The sequence below is a fragment of the Mesorhizobium sp. M0062 genome (assembly GCF_040323125.1).
GTDB lineage: Bacteria > Pseudomonadota > Alphaproteobacteria > Rhizobiales > Rhizobiaceae > Mesorhizobium.
This window is the reverse complement of the sequence record NZ_JAMYUO010000006.1, coordinates 225,772-244,881: the sequence shown is the minus strand read 5'-3', so window position 1 is coordinate 244,881 and position 19,110 is coordinate 225,772. Positions and strand designations below refer to the sequence as shown.

Sequence of the window (19,110 nt, the reverse complement as noted above, 5' to 3'; positions counted from 1 at the left end):
TCAGATGGCCTCTGCCTTCGCCTTGCCTGTCAAAAGCAGCCGCGTTGCCGCAGCGACATCCTCTTGCCGCATCAGGCTCTCGCCGACGAGGAAGGTGCTGATGCCGGTCTTTTGCATCCTGAAGCAATCGTCGTGGGTGAAAATGCCGCTCTCGCTGACCAGCAATCGGCCGCCCGGCACCATCGACGCCAGCCGTTCCGAGGTCTCGAGGCTGGTCTCGAATGTTCTCAGATTGCGGTTGTTGATGCCGATCAGCTGCGACGAGAGTTTTACCGCGCGCTGCGTCTCGGCCTCGTCATGCACCTCGATCAGCGCGTCCATGCCGAGTTCGAACGCGGTCGCTTCCAATTCGCTCGCCAAGGCATCATCGACGCTGGCCATGATGATCAGGATGGCATCGGCGCCCCATGCGCGAGCCTCGTAGACCTGGTAAGGGTCGAACAGGAAATCCTTGCGCAGCGCGGGCAGGGACACTGCCTTGCGTGCATTGGTGAGAAATTCCGGCGCGCCCTGGAAGGATGGCGCATCGGTCAGCACCGAAAGACAGGCGGCACCGCCTTTCTCATAGGCCTGCGCCAGTGCGGGCGGGTCGAAATCGGCACGGATCAAGCCTTTGGAAGGGCTTGCCTTTTTGATCTCGGCGATCAGGCCGAAGCTGCCCGATCTGCGCTTCGCCTCAAGCGCCCTCAGAAAGCCACGCGGTGCGTCGGCATCCTTGGCTCGCGCCTTGATCTCGGCCAACGGTATCCGCGCCTTCGCCGCCGCGATCTCGTCGCGTTTGTAGGCCTCGATCTTGCGCAGAATGTCAGCCACGGCTCATCCGTTCGAAATCTCGACCAGCCTGTCGAGCACGCCCAGCGCCCGGCCGCTGTCGATGGCCTGTGTGGCCGCGGCCATGCCGTCGGCAAGCGTCGTCGCCTTGCCGGCTACCACCATGCCGGCGCCGGCATTCATCAGCACCGTATCGCGATAGGCGCCGGCAGCACCGCCCAGCATGTCGCGCAACGCCTTGGCATTGTAGGCGGCATCGCCGCCGCGCAGCTCGTCCTTGCTGTGGCGCTGCAGGCCGACCGCTTCCGGGGTGAGCGTGAAATGACGGATCTCGCCACCGGCCAGTTCCGCAACCACAGTCTCGCCGGTGGTAGTGATCTCGTCATAGCCGTCGCCATGGACGACCCAGGCATGCTCGGTGCCCAGCGCCTTCAATGTCTCGGCCACCGGCACGATCCATTCCGGCAGGAACACGCCGACCATCTGCCTGCTGACGCCGGCCGGATTGGACAGCGGTCCGAGCAGGTTGAAGATGGTGCGCGTGCCGAGCTCGACGCGGGTCGGGCCGACATGCTTCATCGCCGGGTGGTGCGCAGGTGCGAACATGAAGCCGACGCCGGCATCCTGGATGCAGCGGCCGATTACCTCTGGTGGGATATCGATCTTGACGCCGAGCGCGACCAGCACATCGGCAGCGCCCGTCAGCGACGACAGGCCCCGATTGCCGTGCTTGGCGACCGGCACGCCGCAGCCAGCAATGACGAAGGCCGAAGCGGTCGAGATGTTGACTGAATGCGAATTGTCGCCGCCGGTGCCGACGATGTCGATTGCGCCCTCAGGAGCTTCGACGCGCAGCATCTTGGCACGCATGGTGGCGACGGCCCCGGAAATCTCGCTCACCGTCTCGCCGCGCACACGCAAGGCCATCAGGAAGCCGCCGATCTGGCCCGGCGTCGCGTCGCCAGACATGATGATGTCGAAAGCTTCGCGCGCTTCCTCGAAGGTAAGCCCGGTTCCCGTGGCGACCTTGGCGATATGGGTCTTCAGGGCGCTCATTCGGCCAAGACGTTCATTGGGCTAGGGCCATTCATTGGGCGAGGGCTTGGGCAACGGCGGCCTGGTCGACGCTGACGGCGTACTGCGTCTGCAACTGCGCCACCAACTGGTCGAGCAGATCGTCGGACATGCCTTGCGTGAAGGATTTTTGCGCATCGTCGGGTACCGAGCTGGCGTCGGCTCCGGCCGGCTCGAACACTTCGGCGACCTTGAACAGGATCTGGCCGTCGCCGGTGGGCGAGGGGATCAGCCCGGTGCCGCCTTCGCCGACGCCGAACATCGCAGCAGCACCCTCCTTGCCGAAATCGACATCGTCGGCCTCGCGCTTCACGCCGCGCTTGGTCTGCTTTTCAAGCTTCAGTTCGCCGGCGATGACGTCGAGTGTGGTGCCAGCCTTGAGGCGCTTGTCGAGTTCGTCTGCTTTCGCGGTCAGCCGCTTGGTCGTTTCCTCTGTCGTCCAGTCCGCCACCACGCGCTGGCGGACTTCGTCCAGCGTGCGGTCGCGAGCCGGCGTGATCGATGTCAGTTCATAGAACACGAAGCCGTTGTTAGGGGTGGTCAGGGCTTGATTCTCGGTGTTGGGCTCGGCCTCGAACACCGCCTTGATGAGGTCCGGCGATGCCGGCAGGTCCTTGATGATGGTGCCGTCCGGCTTGAGGCCGGTGCGGTCTATGGCCTCGACGGTAACGTCCTTGAGCTTGAGTTTGGCGGCGGCTTCGGCCAGCGTGCTGCCGGCGGCGCGGGTGTCTTCGTAATTGTCGTGCACGTCGAGCAGGATGCGGCTTGCTTCGCCAAGCGCCAGATCCTTGCGGATCTGGTCTGACACTTCGGCCAGCGGCTTCACCGTTTCCGGTTTGATCTCGGTAACGCGCAAAAGCACCGGACCGAACGCGCCCTGGACGACCGGGCTGACTTCGTTGACGGCAAGCGCGAATGCGGCATCGGCGACCGCCTTGTCGGTGATCTTATCCTTGGAGAGCGTGCCGAGCAGCGTGTCGGCCGGGGTCTTGCCCTGCGCGGTGACGATCTTGTCGAAAGTGGCGCCCGTCTTCAGCGAATCGGATGCCGCCTTGGCGGCGTCCGCGGAAGGAAACACCAGCTGTTCGATGGTGCGCATTTCCGGCGTGGTGTAGCGGCCCTTGTTCTTGTTGTAGTCGTCGCTGACCTGCTGGTCCGTTACGGCGCTGACATCCATGATGTCTTCGGGCTCGAGCCGGACATAGGAGAATTTGCGGTATTCTGGCGCCGCGTAGGTTTTCTTGTTGGCCTCGAAATAAGCCTGAAGCACGCTGTCGGATGGCGCCTCGATCGGCTCCACCAACGCCTTTGGCAAGATCAGATAGTCGATGGTGCGGTCTTCGCCGCGATAGAGCGCAACTGCCTTGAAGAAGGTATCCGGAGCCTTGAGCCCGTCCGAAACCGCTTCGACGATCTGCTGGCGCACCGCCACCTGAGCCCGGTTCTTCAGATAATCCTCCGGCCGCATTCCCAGTTCGCGCAGGCGGGATTCGAACAGCCGGCGGTCGAACTGGCCATTCGGGCCCTGGAAGGCGGGTTCCTGCCGCGTCAGTTCGGCCAGCCTGTCCTTGGAGAAGCCAAGCCCGAGCTTGCGCGCCTGTTCGTCGAGGACGGCGCCGGACACCAACTGAGCCAGCACCTGGTTGTCGATGCCATAGGCCTTGGCCTGGTCGCGGCTGATGCGCTGGCCGATCTGCTGTTGCAGCATGGCGATCTGGCGATCGTAGGCGAGGCGGTATTCGGTGATCGACACGGTGGTGCTGCCGGCGGTGATCACCGCATGATGGCCAGCCAGGAAGCCGCCCGTCATCCGCGTGGTGACGCCCCAGGCAAGGAAACTCAACACCAGCAGCGACAGCAGGGCTTTCGCGACCCAGGTCCCTGCCGCGCTTCTCAATATACCAAGCATTGTTACTTCCGATTTTTGCGCAGTTTTGCGTGCGCCCGAGTCTGAAACAAGCGCAATAGCGCCCTTCCGGCTCACTGTCGATTGCTTTGTGGCCTGATTTTGATAGGGAGGGCGAGACCCCAATGTCGCCCGGAGAACCAGATCCCCATGACGCCAGGAATTCGACCGCTCGTTGCCGGCAACTGGAAAATGAACGGCACCAGCGCTTCGCTGAACGAGCTCAGGATGATCGGCAACGGCTTCATGAGCGGGCTCGACGCAGAGACCGAAGCATTGGTCTGCGTGCCGGCGACCTTACTGTCGCGCGCCGTCGAAATCCTGTCGCGCACGCCGGTGCGGGCCGGTGGCGAGGACTGCCACATCAAGGAAAGCGGCGCCTTCACCGGCTGCGTCTCAGCCGAGATGCTGAAGGATGCGGGCGCCAGCCACGTCATTGTCGGCCATTCCGAGTGCCGCGAACAGCGCAGCGAGGACGATGCCATCGTCCTCGCCAAGGCCTCGGCGGCGTGGCGGGCAGGGCTCGTCGCCATCATCTGCATCGGCGAGACCAAGGCCGAGCGCGAAGCGGGCACAGCACTCGACGTGTTATCGCGCCAGGTCGCCGGCTCGGTGCCACCGAGCGCAACGCCCGCCAACACCGTTATCGCCTACGAGCCGGTATGGGCTATCGGCACCGGCCTGACGCCGACCGCCGAAGACGTGGCGGAGGCGCACGCGCATATCCGCCAAAAACTGGCGGAAGCGCTCGGCGCAGCCGTGGCCGGCAAGATGCGCATCCTCTATGGCGGCTCGGTCAAGGCGTCCAACGCTGTCGAACTGCTAGGCGTCAAAAACGTCGATGGCGCGCTGGTTGGCGGCGCCAGCCTGAAGGCGTCCGACTTTCTCGCCATCGCCGAGGCATACCAGAATATCTCGTAGGCCCCGGAATTTCGTTGCCGACCAGTTCGGTCATAGACTTATGAACGCAGCAGTTCGGCGGAAATCGTTGCAAAGGGCGCATTGCTTCCCATATTCCGGCCACGGGCTTGGAAATGCCGTTAAAGCATTGTATGGAGCCGCCTCCAAATCACCGGCCCTGATCGCCAGGGAGCGGCAGGGCTTGCCAGGATAAAATATGGAAACCGTACTGATCGTCATCCACCTCATGGTCGTGCTCGCCCTTGTCGGCGTGGTGCTGCTGCAACGCTCCGAAGGCGGTGGTCTCGGCATTGGCGGCGGTTCCGGTTTCATGACCGCGCGTGGCGCCGCCAATGCGCTGACGCGGGCGACGGCGATCCTGGCCGCGGCCTTCTTCGTGACGTCGCTGACACTCTCGATCGTTGCCCGCTATGGCGAAAAACCGATCGACATTCTCGACCGCGTGCCGGCCGACAGCGGCAACGGCGTGCTCAATCAGTTGCCCGGCACGACGGCGCCGACGCCGCCTTCGGGCAACACCGCACCGGCCGCGCCCGCGGCCAACGGCGCCGCCACCACGCCGCCCGCCACCACGGCCCCGGCGACGGCTCCATCTCCGGCGACGCCACCTGCAACCGATTCGGCTACGCCGCCGGCTACCAATGGCGTTACCTTGCCGGTGACACCGCAGGTTCCGAACCAGTAGTCGGTAGCGTCAGATGCCGCGATCTGTTGTTGTTTCAACACAGTCGCGGCAAATGGCACACGATCACGAAGATTCGACCGCACCCCGTGCTTGAGGCCCGTACGCCACTTCGATTATAGATTGCCGGCGGCACTTTCTGCGCCCTTGGGGGGCGCCGGGCGACGCCGTGGGCAACAAGCATTGAACGATCGGATCTTCGCCATGCAGCTTCGCAGCTTCATTTTCATGGGGTTTTGTGCCGTATTCGGCATGAGCTCCGCGGTCTTCGCCGGCACTCCGGCAATGACCTCACCGCAGGCGGTTGGCAAAACCGCTGTCATCAACGTCGCCGCCAAGAGCGATGCGACGCAGCTGAAGCTTCTCAAGAAGAAGAAAAACCCGAGCCCGGATGATCTGGCTCAGATCAGCAAGCTCGAAGACAAGATCGCCGCCGACAGGGATCTCGCCCGCGTCAAGGCGCTCGAGGCCCGCAAGCTGGCGATGCGCGATGCGGCGAAAGCCAGGGCCGATGCCCAGCGCCAGGCGTTCCTGGCAAGCAAGGGCAAGCCGGTCGTGGTTGCCGACGCCAAGCCAGGCAAGAAGACCACCAAGATCATCGCTCCGGTTGACCCGATCGCGCCGATCGAGCCGATCGAATCGGCTGAACCGCTTCCGGCCGAAGCGATGAATATCGCGCTGACCGGCAACAATGGCGAATTGCGCAGCGAGGCCCCGGGCCAGAAGCCGACGAGCGGCGGACTGTTCGCCGGCCTGTTCGGCGGCACGTCCTCTGCCTCGTCGATTGCCTATCTCCCCGAAACGCGCGCGCTCGACCAGGCTCTCGCCAAGCGGCAAGCCAAGAAGCAGTTCAAGGTGAAGCCGGAATTCGTGCCGCAGGACGTCGAATTCAGCGGCTATGAGCCGGGTACGATCGTCATCGATACCAGCGCGCGCCGCCTCTACCTCGTCGAATCGGCTTTCACCGCCCGCCGCTATGCGATCGCGGTCGGCCGCGAAGGCCTGCAGTTCAAGGGCAAGGTTGCCGTTGGCGACAAGCAGGAATGGCCGCGCTGGATCCCGACGCTCGACATGCAGAAGCGCGAACCCAAGCATTATGGCCAGTACAAGGACGGAATGCCCGGCGGCGGCCAGAACCCGCTCGGCGCCCGCGCCATCTATCTCTACGACGGCAAGAAGGACACGCATCTGCGCATCCACGGCACCATCGCGCCGCAGTCGATCGGAACCAGCGCCTCCAATGGCTGCTTCCGCATGATCAACGAGCACGTCATGGACCTCTACAGCCGCGTCAGGGTCGGCACCAAGGTCGTCATCATCTGACGCTTTCACAAACCTGCCGAAAGGGCCGGCTTTTGCCGGCCCTTTTGTTTTGACCAAAACACCAGTCTCGAACCTCGGGACTATCGCGCCTTCTCTGGAAAAAGCCTCAGCGGCGGTTTTTTCTCTGGCGGAATCAATTCGGCCGCGTTAAGCGATGACTCCCATGGCGCGATATGTATTCATCACAGGCGGCGTGGTTTCCTCACTTGGAAAAGGCATCGCTGCAGCGGCCCTTGGGGCTCTCTTGCAGGCGCGAGGCTATCGCGCACGCATCAAAAAGCTCGATCCCTATCTCAATGTCGATCCCGGAACGATGTCGCCTTACCAGCATGGCGAGGTTTTCGTCACCGATGACGGCGCCGAGACCGATCTCGATCTTGGCCATTACGAGCGCTTCACCGGCCGCTCGGCCAACCAGCAGGACAACATCACCACCGGCCGCATCTACAAGAACATCATCGAGCGCGAACGGCGCGGCGACTATCTCGGCGCCACCGTGCAGGTCATTCCGCATGTCACCGACGAGATCAAGAATTTCGTGCTCGACGGCAATGACGACTATGATTTCGTGCTGTGCGAGATCGGCGGCACGGTTGGCGATATCGAGGCGATGCCGTTTCTCGAGGCGATCCGTCAGCTCGGCAACGATCTGCCGCGCAACAACGCCGTCTATGTCCACCTGACCTTGATGCCTTACATCCCGACGGCCGGCGAGTTGAAGACCAAGCCGACCCAGCATTCGGTCAAGGAACTGCGCGGCATCGGCATCGCGCCCGATATCCTGCTGGTCCGCGCCGACCGCGCCATCCCCAAGGAAGAGCGCAGAAAACTGTCGCTGTTCTGCAATGTGCGCGAAAGTGCCGTCATCCAGGCGCTCGACGTGCCCCACATCTATGACGTGCCGATGGCTTACCACAAGGAAGGGCTCGATTCGGAAGTGCTGGCCGCCTTCGGTATCGATCCGGCGCCGAAGCCACGTATGGAGCCCTGGCAGGCCGTGTCCAACCGCATCCACAATCCGGAAGGCGAGGTGACGATTGCCATTGTCGGCAAATACACCGGCCTCAAGGATGCCTACAAATCGCTGATCGAGGCTTTGTCGCATGGCGGCATGGCCAACCGCGTCAAGGTCAAGCTCGACTGGATCGAGAGCGAGATTTTCGAGAAGGAAGACCCCACGCCGTGGCTGGAAAAGGTGCACGGCATCCTGGTGCCCGGCGGCTTCGGCGAGCGCGGCTCGGAAGGCAAGATCCTGGCGGCGAAATTCGCCCGCGAGCGCAAGGTGCCGTATTTCGGCATCTGCTTCGGCATGCAGATGGCCTGCATCGAGGCGGCGCGCTCGCTGGCCGGCGTCGAACACGCCTCGTCGACCGAATTCGGTCCGACCGACGAGCCGGTCGTCGGCCTGATGACCGAATGGCTGAAAGGCAACATGCTGGAGAAGCGCCGCGAAACCGGCGATCTCGGCGGCACCATGCGGCTTGGCGCCTATCAGGCTGAACTCGCCAAGGGTTCGAAGATCGCCGACATCTATGGCGACACCCAGATTTCCGAGCGCCATCGCCACCGCTACGAGGTCAATATCGACTACAAGGAGCGGCTGGAAGATTGCGGCCTGGTGTTTGCCGGCATGTCGCCCGACGGCGTGCTGCCGGAAACGGTCGAATACCCCGACCATCCCTGGTTCATCGGCGTCCAGTACCATCCGGAGCTGAAGAGCCGGCCGCTTGAGCCGCATCCCCTGTTCGCCAGCTTCATCTCGGCCGCGGTGGACCAGTCGCGACTGGTCTAGGGCCACGGTGAGGTTTCGCAGCTGATGCAGACCTATGTTGCGCTGCTCTACAGCATTATCCTCGGCGAAGGCCGCCGGGTCGTCATGGCCGACCTCAAGGCGATGGCTGAACAGCTTGGGCTGAAGAACCCGCGCACCCTGGTGGCGACCGGCAATCTGGTCTTCGAGACACGGGCGACCGGCATCGCCAAGCTGGAACAGCGGCTGGAAACGGCCTTCGAAAAAACCTTCGGCCGCAACGTCGTCATCATCGTGCGCACTGCCGAGGATTGGCTGAAACTTGCCGCCGGCAACCCATTCCCGGCCGACTCTGCCGAGGCAGGCGATCAGGTGGCTGTGCGGGTGATGCGCAAGCCAGCGCCAGCGGATGGTGTGGCCGCGCTCCAGGCCTATGCCGCGGAGGACGAGAAGGTGGCTTCGGTCAACGGTGACATCTGGGTCGTCTTTTCGCGCGAGCGGCCAAGCTCGCGGCTGCTCGCTGCCATGAACCACAAGCGCATGGGCATCGGCACCGCACGCAACTGGAACACGGTGCGGAGGTTGGCTGAGATGGTAGGGAGTAGGGAGTAGGGAGTAGGGAGTAGGGAGTAGGGAGTAGGGGTTATACTATTCCCTACTGGCTACTGACTACTCCCTATCTCTCATTTCACGCCTTCGCCGTCCTGGCCCCTGCGCCAAGGGCGGCGGTGCGAAGGACGTAGTAGATGACCCCTGCAATGCCGACGCCGAAGAACCAGCCATAAACGCCCCACCATGCCGGCAGCAGGTTGGTGAAGTTCGGCAGGACCGAGGAGAAGATGGCGCCGATGCCGGCGGCTATGAAGGCGTTGACGTGCCAGCCGCCCTGGAAGCGGAACTCGCCATGTTCGCGGTACAGTGCCTCGACGTCGACCTCGCCCTTCCGGATCAGATAGTAGTCGACCATCATCACCCCGAAGATCGGCCCCATCGTCGCGCCGATGACGTTGACGAAAGATGCGGCACTGCCTTCCCACGGCGCGAAGGGATAGAGCACCAGCGCGATCACAGCTGCGATATAGCCGCCCTTCTTGAAGTCGATCTGCCGGGGAAAGACATTGGAGAAGTCGAAGGCCGGCGAGACGAAGTTTGCCACCACATTGATGCCGAGCGTCGCCACGGCAAAAGTCAGGGCTGCAAGCGCTGCCAGGAACCAGCTGTCGAATTTCGCCGAGATCTGGTCGGGATGCAGAAGCACTTCGCCATACACGTCGAAGGCAGCGATGGTGGTCACGCCGGCGACCAGCGAGAACAGGATGAGATTGATCGGCAGGCCCCAGATGTTGCCCTTGCGCAGCGATGCCTTGTCTGGGGCATAGCGGGCGAAATCGCAGAAATTGAGATAGAGCGCCGAGAAATAGGTGACCCAGATCGCCGCCACCGCAAACAGCGACGTCCAGGAGCCAGGGGTTCCGGGTACGCCGGCATCCTTTGTCTTGTCGAGCAGCACATCCATCGGGATGTCGCTGGTGAAGGCAAACCTCCCGGATTTTACACAGAGATAGATCGCCAGGATCAACATCATCACCCACACCGCCGGGCCGGCCCAATCCTGGAAGCGGCGCACCGTTTCCATGCCGTTCTGGATGATCAGCAATTGCAGTGCCCAGATGACCACAAAACAGATCACTTCCAGACCCGTATGGCCGAGGAAATGCGTGTTGGCGTTGAAATCGGCGAACCATTGCGAGCGGATCAGCAACGCCACGATCGCGCCCGATGCCGCCGCCGTCTGCGCGCCGTACCAGAAGCAGGCGACGATGGCGCGCACCAGGGCCGGAATGTTGGCGCCCCAGATGCCGAAGGAGGCGCGCGCCAGCACGGGGTAGGGCACGCCGGTCTTCACGCCGGCATAGCCGACCATGTTCATCAGCGCGTAGATGATCAGCGAACCGATGCCGATGGCGATGATGAAATTGACGAAGCCGCCGCAAAACAGGAACAGGCTTGCGGCGAGATAATAGCCCCAGAGGCTGTGGACGTCCGACGTCCAGACGTTGAAGATCGAGAACGGCCCCCAGTTTCGGACTTTGGCCGGAGCCAGATCCTCATTGTATAGATCAGGTGATGCGCCTTGTATGGTCACTGCGATGTCCTCCCCTTGATGCCGCACGCGCCCTCACGCGTCGACTGCGCAGGTTATGCCTGACGCAGGGGAACCGGCAAGCAATCCATTTGCCGGCTTTGGCCTTAAAGATATTCAATGAGAACAGCGCTTATCGATCGGCTTTTGGCGAAGGTCGGCGCAAACGCGGCGTATCTTGATTCGATCCGCAGGCGGCAGCGATCAGGACGCTTTGCGGTTGAGAGCCGGTGATGCGTCGAAATTGGCGGCAAGCCAAGCTATCGCGCAGGTGACATCATCGAGCCTGTATTGGGCCACGGTCGGCCCACGCGGTTTGACCCGGATCGAGATGCCGCCGGCCTCGTTGATCGCCTCGAAACCGTTTTCGTCGGCGGTGTCGTCGCCGAGAAAGACCGGCCGCCGTCCGGCAAAGGGCGGGATTGCCATGAAACGCCGCACGGCAGCGCCCTTGGCCGCTTCGAGCGGCATGAGTTCGACGCCGGCGTTGCCCGGGATAACCCGATAGCCCTTGGGAAGCTCGGTCAATGCCTGTTCGGCAAGATGCGTTGCCCTGGCCAGCAGATGCGGCGCCGCACGCGTATGGATGGCGAGGATCGGACCCTTGCGCTCGATATGAACAAGGCCGTCATCGAGTTCGGCCTCGATGGCGTCGGCAAGGGCAGCGATATCGGCGGGAGCATCCGCGGTAACGACCGGGCCGTCCGGCGTCAGCCGGTGTTCCAGCCCATAGAGACCGGCAACACGCAGCTTCAACGGATGAAACAGGCGGTCGGCGCCCTCGACCGAGCGGCCGGTGATAAAGGCGACGGCGCCGTCCAGCCGTTTGTCGACGGCGCCGAGGAGGTTGCGCAGTTCGTCGCTCACGGACACGGCGTCGGGGTGCGCGGCGTGCTCCAGCAACGTGCCGTCGATGTCGAGGAAAAGCGCCCATTGTCCTTCCGGCAGGTCGGGTGCGGTTGGCAGGCCCGGTGCTTTCGACAGGCTATTCATGACGCCACCTTCCGCATGCGGTCGAACAGTGAGACGATGTTGCTGCCGGTGTTTGCGGGCCGCTCGGCGACACTTGTCGCTCTTTCGAGGTCGCCGCGTTTGCGCAGGCGCGCCGCATCGAGCAGCATGCTGCCGGCCCAGCGAAAGACATTGTTGTCGCGCACTATTTCGCGCATCGGGCGCATGCGCTCGCGTTGTTCGTCCGGTGACATGGTCAGCGCCTGCAGCAGCACCTGGCTCATCATCGCCGCGTCGTAAGGATTGACGATCAGTGCTTCCAGCAGTTCGCGCGACGCGCCGGCAAACGTGCTGAGCAACAGCACGCCCTGTTCGTCGTCACGCGCGGCGACGAATTCCTTGGCTACGAGGTTCATGCCGTCATGCAGGCTGGTGACCATGCAGATGTCGGCGGCGCGATAGATCTCATAGACCTGTTGCTGCGAATGGTGCTCAGCCACCATGACCACGGGCTTGTAGCCGTCATGACCGTAGCGCTGGTTGAGCTCGTTGGCATAACGCAGGCATTCATCGTGCAATTGCTGGTACGCCGGCAGCGTGCCGCGGCTTGGGGCAGCAATCTGCAGGAACACTACCTTGCCGATCCACTCGGGGTGGCGCGTAAACAATTCGTCCAGCGCATGGAAGCGGTCGAGGATGCCCTTGGTGTAGTCCAGGCGCTCGACGCCGACGCACAGCTTGACGTCCGCCGACAGGCCGAACCGCTCACGCAGGCGGGCGCGGCTTTCCTCGACCGGTGGCAGTTTGGCCAGGAGTTCGGCCGGCCATTCGATGGAGATGGGATAGGCGTGCACCAGTGTCGTCCGCCCGCCATACGAGATCGCGGCGTCGGCGCGCTCGATCCGGCTTTCCAGGAACCTGTCTACGCTTTCAGTGAAATTATTGGCATGAAACTGGGTGTGAAAGCCGATGATCGAGCTCCCGAGCAGTCCATCAAGAACGCGTTCGCGCCATGGGCAGATGCTGAACACTTCGGAGTTCGGCCACGGGATGTGCCAGAAGGTGATGATGATCGCCTCCGGCAGGCGCTCGCGGATCATGCGCGGCAGGAGCGCGAAATGGTAATCCTGAACCAGCACGATCGGCCGCTCATTGCGCGCCTCGGCAACCACCATATCGGCGAATTTGCGGTTGACGGCCTCATAGGCCTCCCAGTCCGAGGCACGGAAGACCGGCCGTGTGAAGGCGATATGGCAGAGCGGCCAAAGCCCTTCATTGGCAAAGCCGAGATAGTAGCCCTGATATTCGTCGTCGCTCAGCCACACGCGGCGCAGCGTATAGGACGGATTGTCGGGCGGCACCTGAACCCGATCGTTGCTATCGACCGTCAGACGATCCGCCGTTCCGCCGCCATAGGCGATCCAGGTGCCGCTGCAGGCGCGGGTGATAGGCTCAAGCGCCGACACCAGGCCGCTGGCCGGCACCAGAAGCTCGACGCCGTCGTCCTTGATGTTGTGGATATAGGGTTCCCGGTTCGAGACGACGATGACCTGCGCGTCCGGCAGGTCGTCGGCAAGTATCTTGCGCAAGGTGTCGGGCGACCAGTTCACCAGCGCCGCGTCGGGAGATTGTCCGTTCTTCTCGAACTCCCGCAAAACCTTGCGCGTCGCTTCCGATGCGACGTCCTCGCCGGCAGTCGGTGCAACCGTCAAGCTATGGCTACGTTGCCTGGAGATCGATAACAGAACGGCTAGAATCGAAAGGCCAAGGCTTGCAAGGATCAAGACCCAGAGCAGGGCCATGCCATAATCAGTCATTCCAATTCCAACTCAATTTTGGCCGTCAGGGCCTTTTTCTTCATGGTTCGATTTTGAGTGTTCGCAGCCGACGATCGCCCGTGAGAACCTGTGTTTTTTGCAACGCACAAACCCTGGGATCGGTTCCCGTTGAAAGCCGTTCCGATCATGTCCGCACGATCAGCGGAACCAGCCCCTCATGGCGGTCGGCGAGAAAGGCGACGACGCGGTCGCCGACGCGCTGAAAGGTAAGATCGACCCTCTTTTCGGCGACACCCAGATGCCTGAGCGTCAGCGTATCGATGCCGATCGGCAAACGGGGTCGAGTGACGTGGATTTCGCCGTTCCAGCCGTCGATTTCCAGACCGAGGCACGCCTGCATCAGCATGAAGGCCGAACCGGCGGACCAGGCTTGCGGCAGGCAGGCGACGGGGTAGGCGATCGGTGCTTCACCCGGCGAGCGGGTAAAGCCGCAGAACAGTTCCGGCAGCCGCATGTTGAAGTGCACGGCGGATTCGAACGTGCCGCTCATCAGCCGCACCACGCTGTCACGCTCGCCGAACCGCGCCAGGCCGGCGCCGCACATCGCCGTGTCGTGTGGCCAGATGGAACCGTTGTGGTACGACATCGGGTTGAACAGCACAGCATCGTCGGAAAGCGTTCGCACTCCCCAGCCGGAGTGGAAGGAAGCCGAAAGCAACTGGTCGGCGACCATCTTAGCCCGCGCCGGTTCGGGCAGGCCGACGTAGAGCAGGTGTCCGGCATTCGAGGTGCGCACCTTGCACGGCTCTCCGGCGCCGTCGATCGCCAGCGCATAGAACCCGAGATCGTCCAGCCAGAAATCACGCTCGACGGCGATCCGCATCTCTTCGGCGCGATTTTCCCAGTGCTCGGCCTGCGCGAACTCGCCCCGGCGGCGGGCGAGAGCGGCAAGGCCCCTGAAGGCGGCGAAGACATAACCCTGCACTTCGACCAGCGCGATCGGCCCCTTGGGGATGCGCCCGTCGGCGTGGAAGACGGAGTCGAAGCTGTCCTTCCAGCCCTGGTTCGCAAGGCCGGATTCGGCAGCGCGCTGATAGGTGACGAAGCCGGTTGCGCGGCTGGCCTCTTCCGTCCACTTGGCGGCGGCGCAGAGAGACGGCCACAGGCTGGCGATGAAATCCATGTCGCCGGTGCGTTCGGCATAGGCGCAGGCGAGGTGGATGTAGAGCGGCGTGGTATCGACGCCGCCATAGTAGCGGCCGAAAGGCAGTTCCTGCAGCGCCACCATCTCGCCCTTGCGCGTCTCGTGCATGATCTTGCCGGGCTGCGAGTCGCTGAAAGGCGATGTCTCGGTCGCCTGGTGCTGGGCGAGGAAGGCAAGCACGCCGCGCGCCAGGCCGGGGTTGAGCCATAGCATCTGCAGCGCCGAGATGACGCCGTCACGGCCGAAGGCCGTCGAAAACCAGGGGATGCCGGCATAGGGGTAGGGGCCGGTCGACAGCTCGGTGGTCAGCAAGGCGACATCCGCGCGGGCGCGTTCGACCCAATCGTTGAAGACGCGGCCCGAACTGTGCACCGTCGCGCCATGGCGGCGCTTGGCCCGCATGCCGAAACGAGCGCGCGCCGCGGCCGCCCGAAAACGGTCGCGATCGGGCGTTTCGGTCAGTTCCGCGCCGACCTCGACGTAAAGCATCTTGCTGCTGCGTTTGGTCACTGCGATGAGGAAATCCGCGCGCTCGGCGCTCAACTGGTCCGGCGGCTGCGAGAACGAGATCGCCGACACCCGCGCCAGCCCGTCCAGTCCGTCATAGCGCAGCAGCACCGAGGCAGGCTCGATCTCCGCTGCATGCGCCATTCCGCGCTTCGGCCGGGTCGAACCGCGGACCTCGAACATGTCGCGGAAATCGGCGGCAAAATGCAGCGAGACGCGGATTGCCGAATGCTCCTGGCTGTAGTTGGAAAGGGTGATTCGCTCGAACAGCCGGTCCTGCCACAACAGCCTGACGCGCTCGATATGGATGGCGCCCTGGGGGATGTCGCGGCCACCGACGCTTTGCATCGGCAAATTGGTCATATTGCTGGTGAACAGCACATTGTCCTGGCTGAGGGAGGCGCCGAGCAGCGATGTCTGCCGGCCGCCGACGGTGAGCCTGAACTCCGACAGCACCCGGGTGTCGTCACGGAAGAAACCGTCGCCCGCACCCCTGATATCGCCGTAGGCATCGGCCACGGCAAAACAGTCGCCTTGCTTTAGGGCAAACAGCCGGTGCGGCTCGCGCGGCGCGGTTTCGTCCAGGGAGGCAAGGGCCACGGCAGGGTCGAGCTTGCGCTCGTCAAGTTCGGTCATCAGTCACAAATCTCTGTTTCGGGCTCGGAACGTCCGCCGTCGTTCACGACGCTTTCGATTGAGCCGGGGCGCCGATGAGACGCGCATAGGCAGTGAGATAGTCGCGCGCCATCCTGTTGGCGGAGAACCGACTTTCGAAGACGGCGCGCACCTTTCGCCGGTCGAGTTGCAGCAAGGCCGGCACCGCGGCGACCGCGGCGTCGAGAGAATCGACGACAAATCCGGTAACGCCATGGTCGATGACTTCCGGCAACGCACCGCAGTTCCAGCCGATGGTTGGCGTACCGCACGCCATCGCCTCGATCGCGGCAAGGCCGAACGGCTCGGGCCAGTCTATCGGAAACAGCAGACCAGCGGCATTGCCGAGGAATTCAGTCTTCTCACTCTCGGCGATCTCGCCGACATAGTCGATGCGGTCGCCATCGATCAACGGCTCGATCGTCTCATGGAAATAGGCGCGATCATCGTCGCCGATCTTGGCCGCCAGCTTGAGTTTCATGCCCGAGCGCAAGGCGATGTCGATGGCCCGGTCCGGCCGCTTGTCGCGCGAAAGCCGGCCGAGAAAGGCGAGGTATGGTTCGCCTGCCGCCGTCTCGAAGGTCGGCTGATAGAGACCCGTCGGCAGCCCGTGATGGATGGTGGCCAGCCAATTGGCATTCGCAAGCCCGGTCTTCTGGCTATGCGAGATCGAGATCAGCGGAAAGCGCGGAAAACGCTCATAGGCTGGCGCCAGATCGACATAATCGAGCCGGCCATGAGGCGTTGTCACCGTCTTGTCCGGCATGGTCTCGAAGAACGAGAAATGCAGGAAATGGCTGAGATGAAAATGAATGATATCAAAGTCGTGGGCTCGGTTCCTCACATCGGCAAGCATCGCAAGATGCGCCGCCGTGTCCGATTTCAGTGGACGCGGATCGAGGCGTAGCGCGCGTTCGCGACCTGGTATCAGTCTGGCCGACGTCCGGCTGTCGCCGCTGGCGAACAGCGTCACCTCATGGCCGAGTTCGACCAGCCCTTCGGTCAGATAGGAAACGATGCGCTCGGTGCCGCCATAGAGAAGGGGTGGCACCGATTCGTGCAAAGGGGCGACATGGGCTATGCGCATGGTTTGAACGTGTCCCTCAAGGCAATCACGAGAGCGAAATGCATCAGCCGGCCTAACGTTCCGGACAAAAGCGGGCGTCGGCAACCCAAGCCCACCAGCGCAGATTTTTTTGCAATAAGCGGAACAAACGCGCCATCCGCGAATTTAGTGGAGTTGGTTCGCGCTGCGGCCGACCAGGGAGAGAACAAAATGGACCGCTTGCATTTCTTTACGCCCGTGCGCATTGCGCGCGGGCAGGGACACCCCGTCGAGGAAGTCGATAGCGTTGCCGAAGCGATGGTCTTTTTGCAGAAATGGCCATTGGGACGGCGTGGGCCTGTGTATCAGTGCGCCGTGAATTGCTGCTCCGCGGCCCTGTCGGGCAGAATGTCGGCCGAAGCAGCCAGGAAGGCGTTTACGGGCTTTGCCCGCATCACCCGGCTGCTCGATGATGACATGGCCCTGCCGATGGGCGGCGAAAGCATGGCGGAAGTCCACGCGCTGAGGCGCTAGGCGCCGGTCCAGCCATTTGGCTATTGAACACCCGGGCTTTGGCGGCGCGGGCATCATCTTTTCCGCACCGGAGTATTCCGGCGCGGCCCTTCACCTCATGGGCCACACTGTGCTTTCATGCGGCGTTTCGCATGACCGGTGGGTGACGACCATCCACAGGCGGCCCGAACGTGGAGGGGTAGACAATGCCGAGACTGATCCTGGGAACACTCGGCGCTATCGTCATCGCCCTCATCTGGGCGGTCTTTGCCAGTTTGATGGGCGCGCCATCGATCGTGATCACGGTCGGCGCGGTCGCCATTGGGGCCGGCGTCTACACCTACGTCGACCGACGCTCGACTTGACGCGTCCCCGGTCTGCCGCGCGCTCGACCAATTGCACGCCGGTGTTTGACGCGCGCGGCAGTCGCGGCGGGCATTCTTCAAAGATGAGCTTGCTGGCCGCATAGAGAGCCAAGGCGCAGACAGGGCGCCACACGTCGGACCGGGCTCCGCGAGAACTTGGGAGAGATCGTCAAAGATCTTTCAATCCGGCCAATGTAGATCGAAACGGCGAATCTGTGGATTTCCGGTGGAACATCGTCGCCTCGAAACACTTCGGGCGTTGCACTGCCCCATCAGTGCACGTTCCCTTGTTCTGTTGGAACTGGCCGGCTGCCGAAAGGTGGCCGGCTTTTTTGTATATTAGCGGAACCTGAAATTACGGGGCTTGTTCTGCATGCGGCAGCGAGCCCCTCGCTGCTGGTCGAGGGCCGTAACCCTTGGCCGGGCCCGCATCGCTCCGCCAGTGGTGCGGGCCCACGGCCTCCGGTTTTTCCGGGCGTCTCGACTCGCTGATCCTCACCCTGGTCCGGCTATGCATGTCACTCAAAAAAAGGCTCGGTTGTGAGACAATGACATGCACACGCGGCGCGCTTTAGCACAATCATTCACAAAGCCGTGGGTTCAACTGTTGCTACCCTTCTTGGCTGGATTGTGCGAATGATGACTGTCCTTTTCACCGCCACCCCCTGAAACTCGGCTTTTGGATCGACGGTCTTCATCCGCCGGGGGTTTGTTGACCTGCAGGGGTTTTCTGGCGTTCTCGTGCGATGCGCCTGGCCCGCCCTGCCGGATCGTGTTCGGGTGTTTCTTCGATGTGGACATGATCACCGATCCTGCTGACGGCCCTGATGAGTGGTGTTGACCTTGGTGTTGGCTTGCTGCCCTTGGCGCTCCGGATCCGGCGCTCCGTGAGTGCCGTGCTGGGCATCATCGTGGCTAACCTGTCGCCCTTCTCCTCGACCCTTCTGGCTCTGGTTCTCAGGCGGCACGGGCGGCATTTTGCTCGACATCTGCATCTCCTTGGGTTGGTATCGTGACTCAAAACCGTGATCGTGGGGGGAAGTTCCGTCTGCTTCGTCAGCACCTGTGCTTTTCGGTGCCGACGGAATCTGACTCCCAACGCGGATTTCAAGGAACGGCAGCGGCCCGCCCGCGTCGCCCTGCCAGTGGTGCGGGCCTGCAATATAAATCCTAAGCCTGGGCTGCTATCGCTGTTTATTGCGAGCTTGCGGCGACTTGCGTAGCGGGCCGCCGTGGCTTTCAGGGGACAGCGTGTTGTATCCGGTCGATCTGGAGCGACCGAAATACAGTGCTTGACCACGTTGCTGACATGATCGGTGAAGAGCGCGGTGTCGCGCCTGGATCGCGGCAGCAGCCTCTGGTCCGATCTGCCTGCAGCTGATGGCAGCTAAAACGACGTCAAAAGACCTAAGCCTCTTTGATCGCCCTCGCTGCTCGCACGAGCGATGACCAGTCAGCTCCCATGGCTGCGACAAGGTCTCGAGCATCTTCGTCTGATATTCCGGTACGGTCTACGAGCTTCC

17 protein-coding genes are annotated in these 19,110 nt (G+C 62.7%); 7 read left to right on the top strand and 10 right to left on the bottom strand.

The features are described 5' to 3' along the window. The 3 genes from trpC to NKJ64_RS10545 are packed head-to-tail and all read right to left on the bottom strand — an operon-like array spanning window position 1 to window position 3,754. Window positions 1–813: an indole-3-glycerol phosphate synthase TrpC gene (trpC, locus tag NKJ64_RS10555; RefSeq protein WP_023688562.1), complete on the bottom strand. Its 813-nt coding sequence runs from the start codon at window positions 811–813 to the stop codon at window positions 1–3. Window positions 814–816: 3 nt separating this feature from the next. Next, window positions 817–1,827, bottom strand: a complete 1,011-nt coding sequence (trpD, locus tag NKJ64_RS10550) for an anthranilate phosphoribosyltransferase (protein WP_023819951.1) — start codon at window positions 1,825–1,827, stop codon at window positions 817–819. A 31-nt stretch (window positions 1,828–1,858) separates the two neighbouring features. Next, window positions 1,859–3,754: a peptidylprolyl isomerase gene (locus tag NKJ64_RS10545; protein ID WP_023738725.1), complete on the bottom strand. Its 1,896-nt coding sequence runs from the start codon at window positions 3,752–3,754 to the stop codon at window positions 1,859–1,861. Between the two features lie 147 nt (window positions 3,755–3,901). Here NKJ64_RS10545 and tpiA point away from each other — a divergent pair, with 147 nt between their 5' ends. From tpiA to NKJ64_RS10520, 5 genes are all read left to right on the top strand, one after another. Further along, entirely contained in the window at window positions 3,902–4,672 is a 771-nt protein-coding gene (gene tpiA, locus NKJ64_RS10540; RefSeq protein WP_023688559.1) for a triose-phosphate isomerase, read from the top strand. A 196-nt stretch (window positions 4,673–4,868) separates the two neighbouring features. Continuing rightward, window positions 4,869–5,357, top strand: a complete 489-nt coding sequence (secG, locus tag NKJ64_RS10535) for a preprotein translocase subunit SecG (protein WP_023693455.1) — start codon at window positions 4,869–4,871, stop codon at window positions 5,355–5,357. A gap of 201 nt (window positions 5,358–5,558) precedes the next feature. Further along, window positions 5,559–6,677 carry a L,D-transpeptidase gene (locus NKJ64_RS10530; protein ID WP_023693456.1) on the top strand — a complete coding sequence of 373 codons (1,119 nt, stop codon included), beginning with the start codon at window positions 5,559–5,561 and terminating at the stop codon, window positions 6,675–6,677. Between the two features lie 154 nt (window positions 6,678–6,831). Further along, entirely contained in the window at window positions 6,832–8,469 is a 1,638-nt protein-coding gene (pyrG, locus tag NKJ64_RS10525) for a CTP synthase (RefSeq protein ID WP_081725397.1), read from the top strand. A 24-nt stretch (window positions 8,470–8,493) separates the two neighbouring features. After that, window positions 8,494–9,039, top strand: coding sequence for a DUF1697 domain-containing protein (locus NKJ64_RS10520; RefSeq protein ID WP_023830059.1), 546 nt, complete (start codon window positions 8,494–8,496; stop codon window positions 9,037–9,039). Window positions 9,040–9,115: 76 nt separating this feature from the next. On the opposite strand, the gene NKJ64_RS10515 is transcribed toward NKJ64_RS10520, so the two are convergent. The 5 genes from NKJ64_RS10515 to NKJ64_RS10495 form a co-directional block, all read right to left on the bottom strand. Then, a complete protein-coding gene (locus NKJ64_RS10515) occupies window positions 9,116–10,573 on the bottom strand; it encodes an NCS1 family nucleobase:cation symporter-1 (protein ID WP_023710457.1) in 1,458 nt (485 codons plus the stop codon). Window positions 10,574–10,774: 201 nt separating this feature from the next. Further along, complete coding sequence (gene otsB, locus NKJ64_RS10510) at window positions 10,775–11,563, bottom strand: trehalose-phosphatase (protein WP_023748419.1); 789 nt, start codon at window positions 11,561–11,563, stop codon at window positions 10,775–10,777. Then, window positions 11,560–13,338, bottom strand: a complete 1,779-nt coding sequence (locus NKJ64_RS10505; RefSeq protein ID WP_352462502.1) for an alpha,alpha-trehalose-phosphate synthase (UDP-forming) — start codon at window positions 13,336–13,338, stop codon at window positions 11,560–11,562. Before NKJ64_RS10505 ends, otsB begins: the two co-directional genes overlap by 4 nt. Window positions 13,339–13,483: 145 nt before the next feature. Then, window positions 13,484–15,646: an amylo-alpha-1,6-glucosidase gene (locus NKJ64_RS10500; protein ID WP_023682446.1), complete on the bottom strand. Its 2,163-nt coding sequence runs from the start codon at window positions 15,644–15,646 to the stop codon at window positions 13,484–13,486. Between the two features lie 43 nt (window positions 15,647–15,689). Continuing rightward, a complete protein-coding gene (locus NKJ64_RS10495; RefSeq protein WP_352462500.1) occupies window positions 15,690–16,751 on the bottom strand; it encodes a glycosyltransferase family 4 protein in 1,062 nt (353 codons plus the stop codon). On the opposite strand from NKJ64_RS10495, the gene NKJ64_RS30490 reads away from it, so the two are divergent. Together NKJ64_RS30490 and NKJ64_RS10485 are read left to right on the top strand one after the other, a co-directional pair. Beyond that, window positions 16,737–17,243, top strand: coding sequence for a DUF982 domain-containing protein (locus NKJ64_RS30490; protein WP_502902860.1), 507 nt, complete (start codon window positions 16,737–16,739; stop codon window positions 17,241–17,243). The genes NKJ64_RS10495 and NKJ64_RS30490 overlap by 15 nt on opposite strands. A 185-nt stretch (window positions 17,244–17,428) precedes the next feature. Next, window positions 17,429–17,587 (top strand): hypothetical protein, encoded by a 159-nt coding sequence (locus tag NKJ64_RS10485; protein WP_023672685.1) that lies wholly within the window; start codon window positions 17,429–17,431, stop codon window positions 17,585–17,587. A gap of 600 nt (window positions 17,588–18,187) precedes the next feature. On the opposite strand, the gene NKJ64_RS10480 is transcribed toward NKJ64_RS10485, so the two are convergent. Together NKJ64_RS10480 and NKJ64_RS10475 are read right to left on the bottom strand one after the other, a co-directional pair. Further along, window positions 18,188–18,388: a hypothetical protein gene (locus NKJ64_RS10480; protein ID WP_081725396.1), complete on the bottom strand. Its 201-nt coding sequence runs from the start codon at window positions 18,386–18,388 to the stop codon at window positions 18,188–18,190. A gap of 2 nt (window positions 18,389–18,390) precedes the next feature. Then, window positions 18,391–18,576, bottom strand: coding sequence for a hypothetical protein (locus NKJ64_RS10475; protein ID WP_023688550.1), 186 nt, complete (start codon window positions 18,574–18,576; stop codon window positions 18,391–18,393). Window positions 18,577–19,110: the final 534 nt, after the last annotated feature.

Excerpts from the sequence above, each read along its gene's own strand:
- trpD (WP_023819951.1), bottom strand. The coding sequence starts at position 1,827 with ATGAGCGCCCTGAAGACCCATATCGCCAAGGTCGCCACGGGAACCGGG.
- NKJ64_RS10545 (WP_023738725.1), bottom strand. The coding sequence starts at position 3,754 with ATGCTTGGTATATTGAGAAGCGCGGCAGGGACCTGGGTCGCGAAAGCC.
- tpiA (WP_023688559.1), top strand. The coding sequence starts at position 3,902 with ATGACGCCAGGAATTCGACCGCTCGTTGCCGGCAACTGGAAAATGAAC.
- secG (WP_023693455.1), top strand. The coding sequence starts at position 4,869 with ATGGAAACCGTACTGATCGTCATCCACCTCATGGTCGTGCTCGCCCTT.
- NKJ64_RS10530 (WP_023693456.1), top strand. The coding sequence starts at position 5,559 with ATGCAGCTTCGCAGCTTCATTTTCATGGGGTTTTGTGCCGTATTCGGC.
- pyrG (WP_081725397.1), top strand. The coding sequence starts at position 6,832 with ATGACTCCCATGGCGCGATATGTATTCATCACAGGCGGCGTGGTTTCC.
- NKJ64_RS10520 (WP_023830059.1), top strand. The coding sequence starts at position 8,494 with ATGCAGACCTATGTTGCGCTGCTCTACAGCATTATCCTCGGCGAAGGC.
- otsB (WP_023748419.1), bottom strand. The coding sequence starts at position 11,563 with ATGAATAGCCTGTCGAAAGCACCGGGCCTGCCAACCGCACCCGACCTG.
- NKJ64_RS10505 (WP_352462502.1), bottom strand. The coding sequence starts at position 13,338 with ATGACTGATTATGGCATGGCCCTGCTCTGGGTCTTGATCCTTGCAAGC.
- NKJ64_RS10500 (WP_023682446.1), bottom strand. The coding sequence starts at position 15,646 with ATGACCGAACTTGACGAGCGCAAGCTCGACCCTGCCGTGGCCCTTGCC.
- NKJ64_RS30490 (WP_502902860.1), top strand. The coding sequence starts at position 16,737 with ATGGGCTATGCGCATGGTTTGAACGTGTCCCTCAAGGCAATCACGAGA.
- NKJ64_RS10495 (WP_352462500.1), bottom strand. The coding sequence starts at position 16,751 with ATGCGCATAGCCCATGTCGCCCCTTTGCACGAATCGGTGCCACCCCTT.
- NKJ64_RS10485 (WP_023672685.1), top strand. The coding sequence starts at position 17,429 with ATGCCGAGACTGATCCTGGGAACACTCGGCGCTATCGTCATCGCCCTC.
- NKJ64_RS10480 (WP_081725396.1), bottom strand. The coding sequence starts at position 18,388 with ATGTCCACATCGAAGAAACACCCGAACACGATCCGGCAGGGCGGGCCA.
- NKJ64_RS10475 (WP_023688550.1), bottom strand. The coding sequence starts at position 18,576 with ATGTCGAGCAAAATGCCGCCCGTGCCGCCTGAGAACCAGAGCCAGAAG.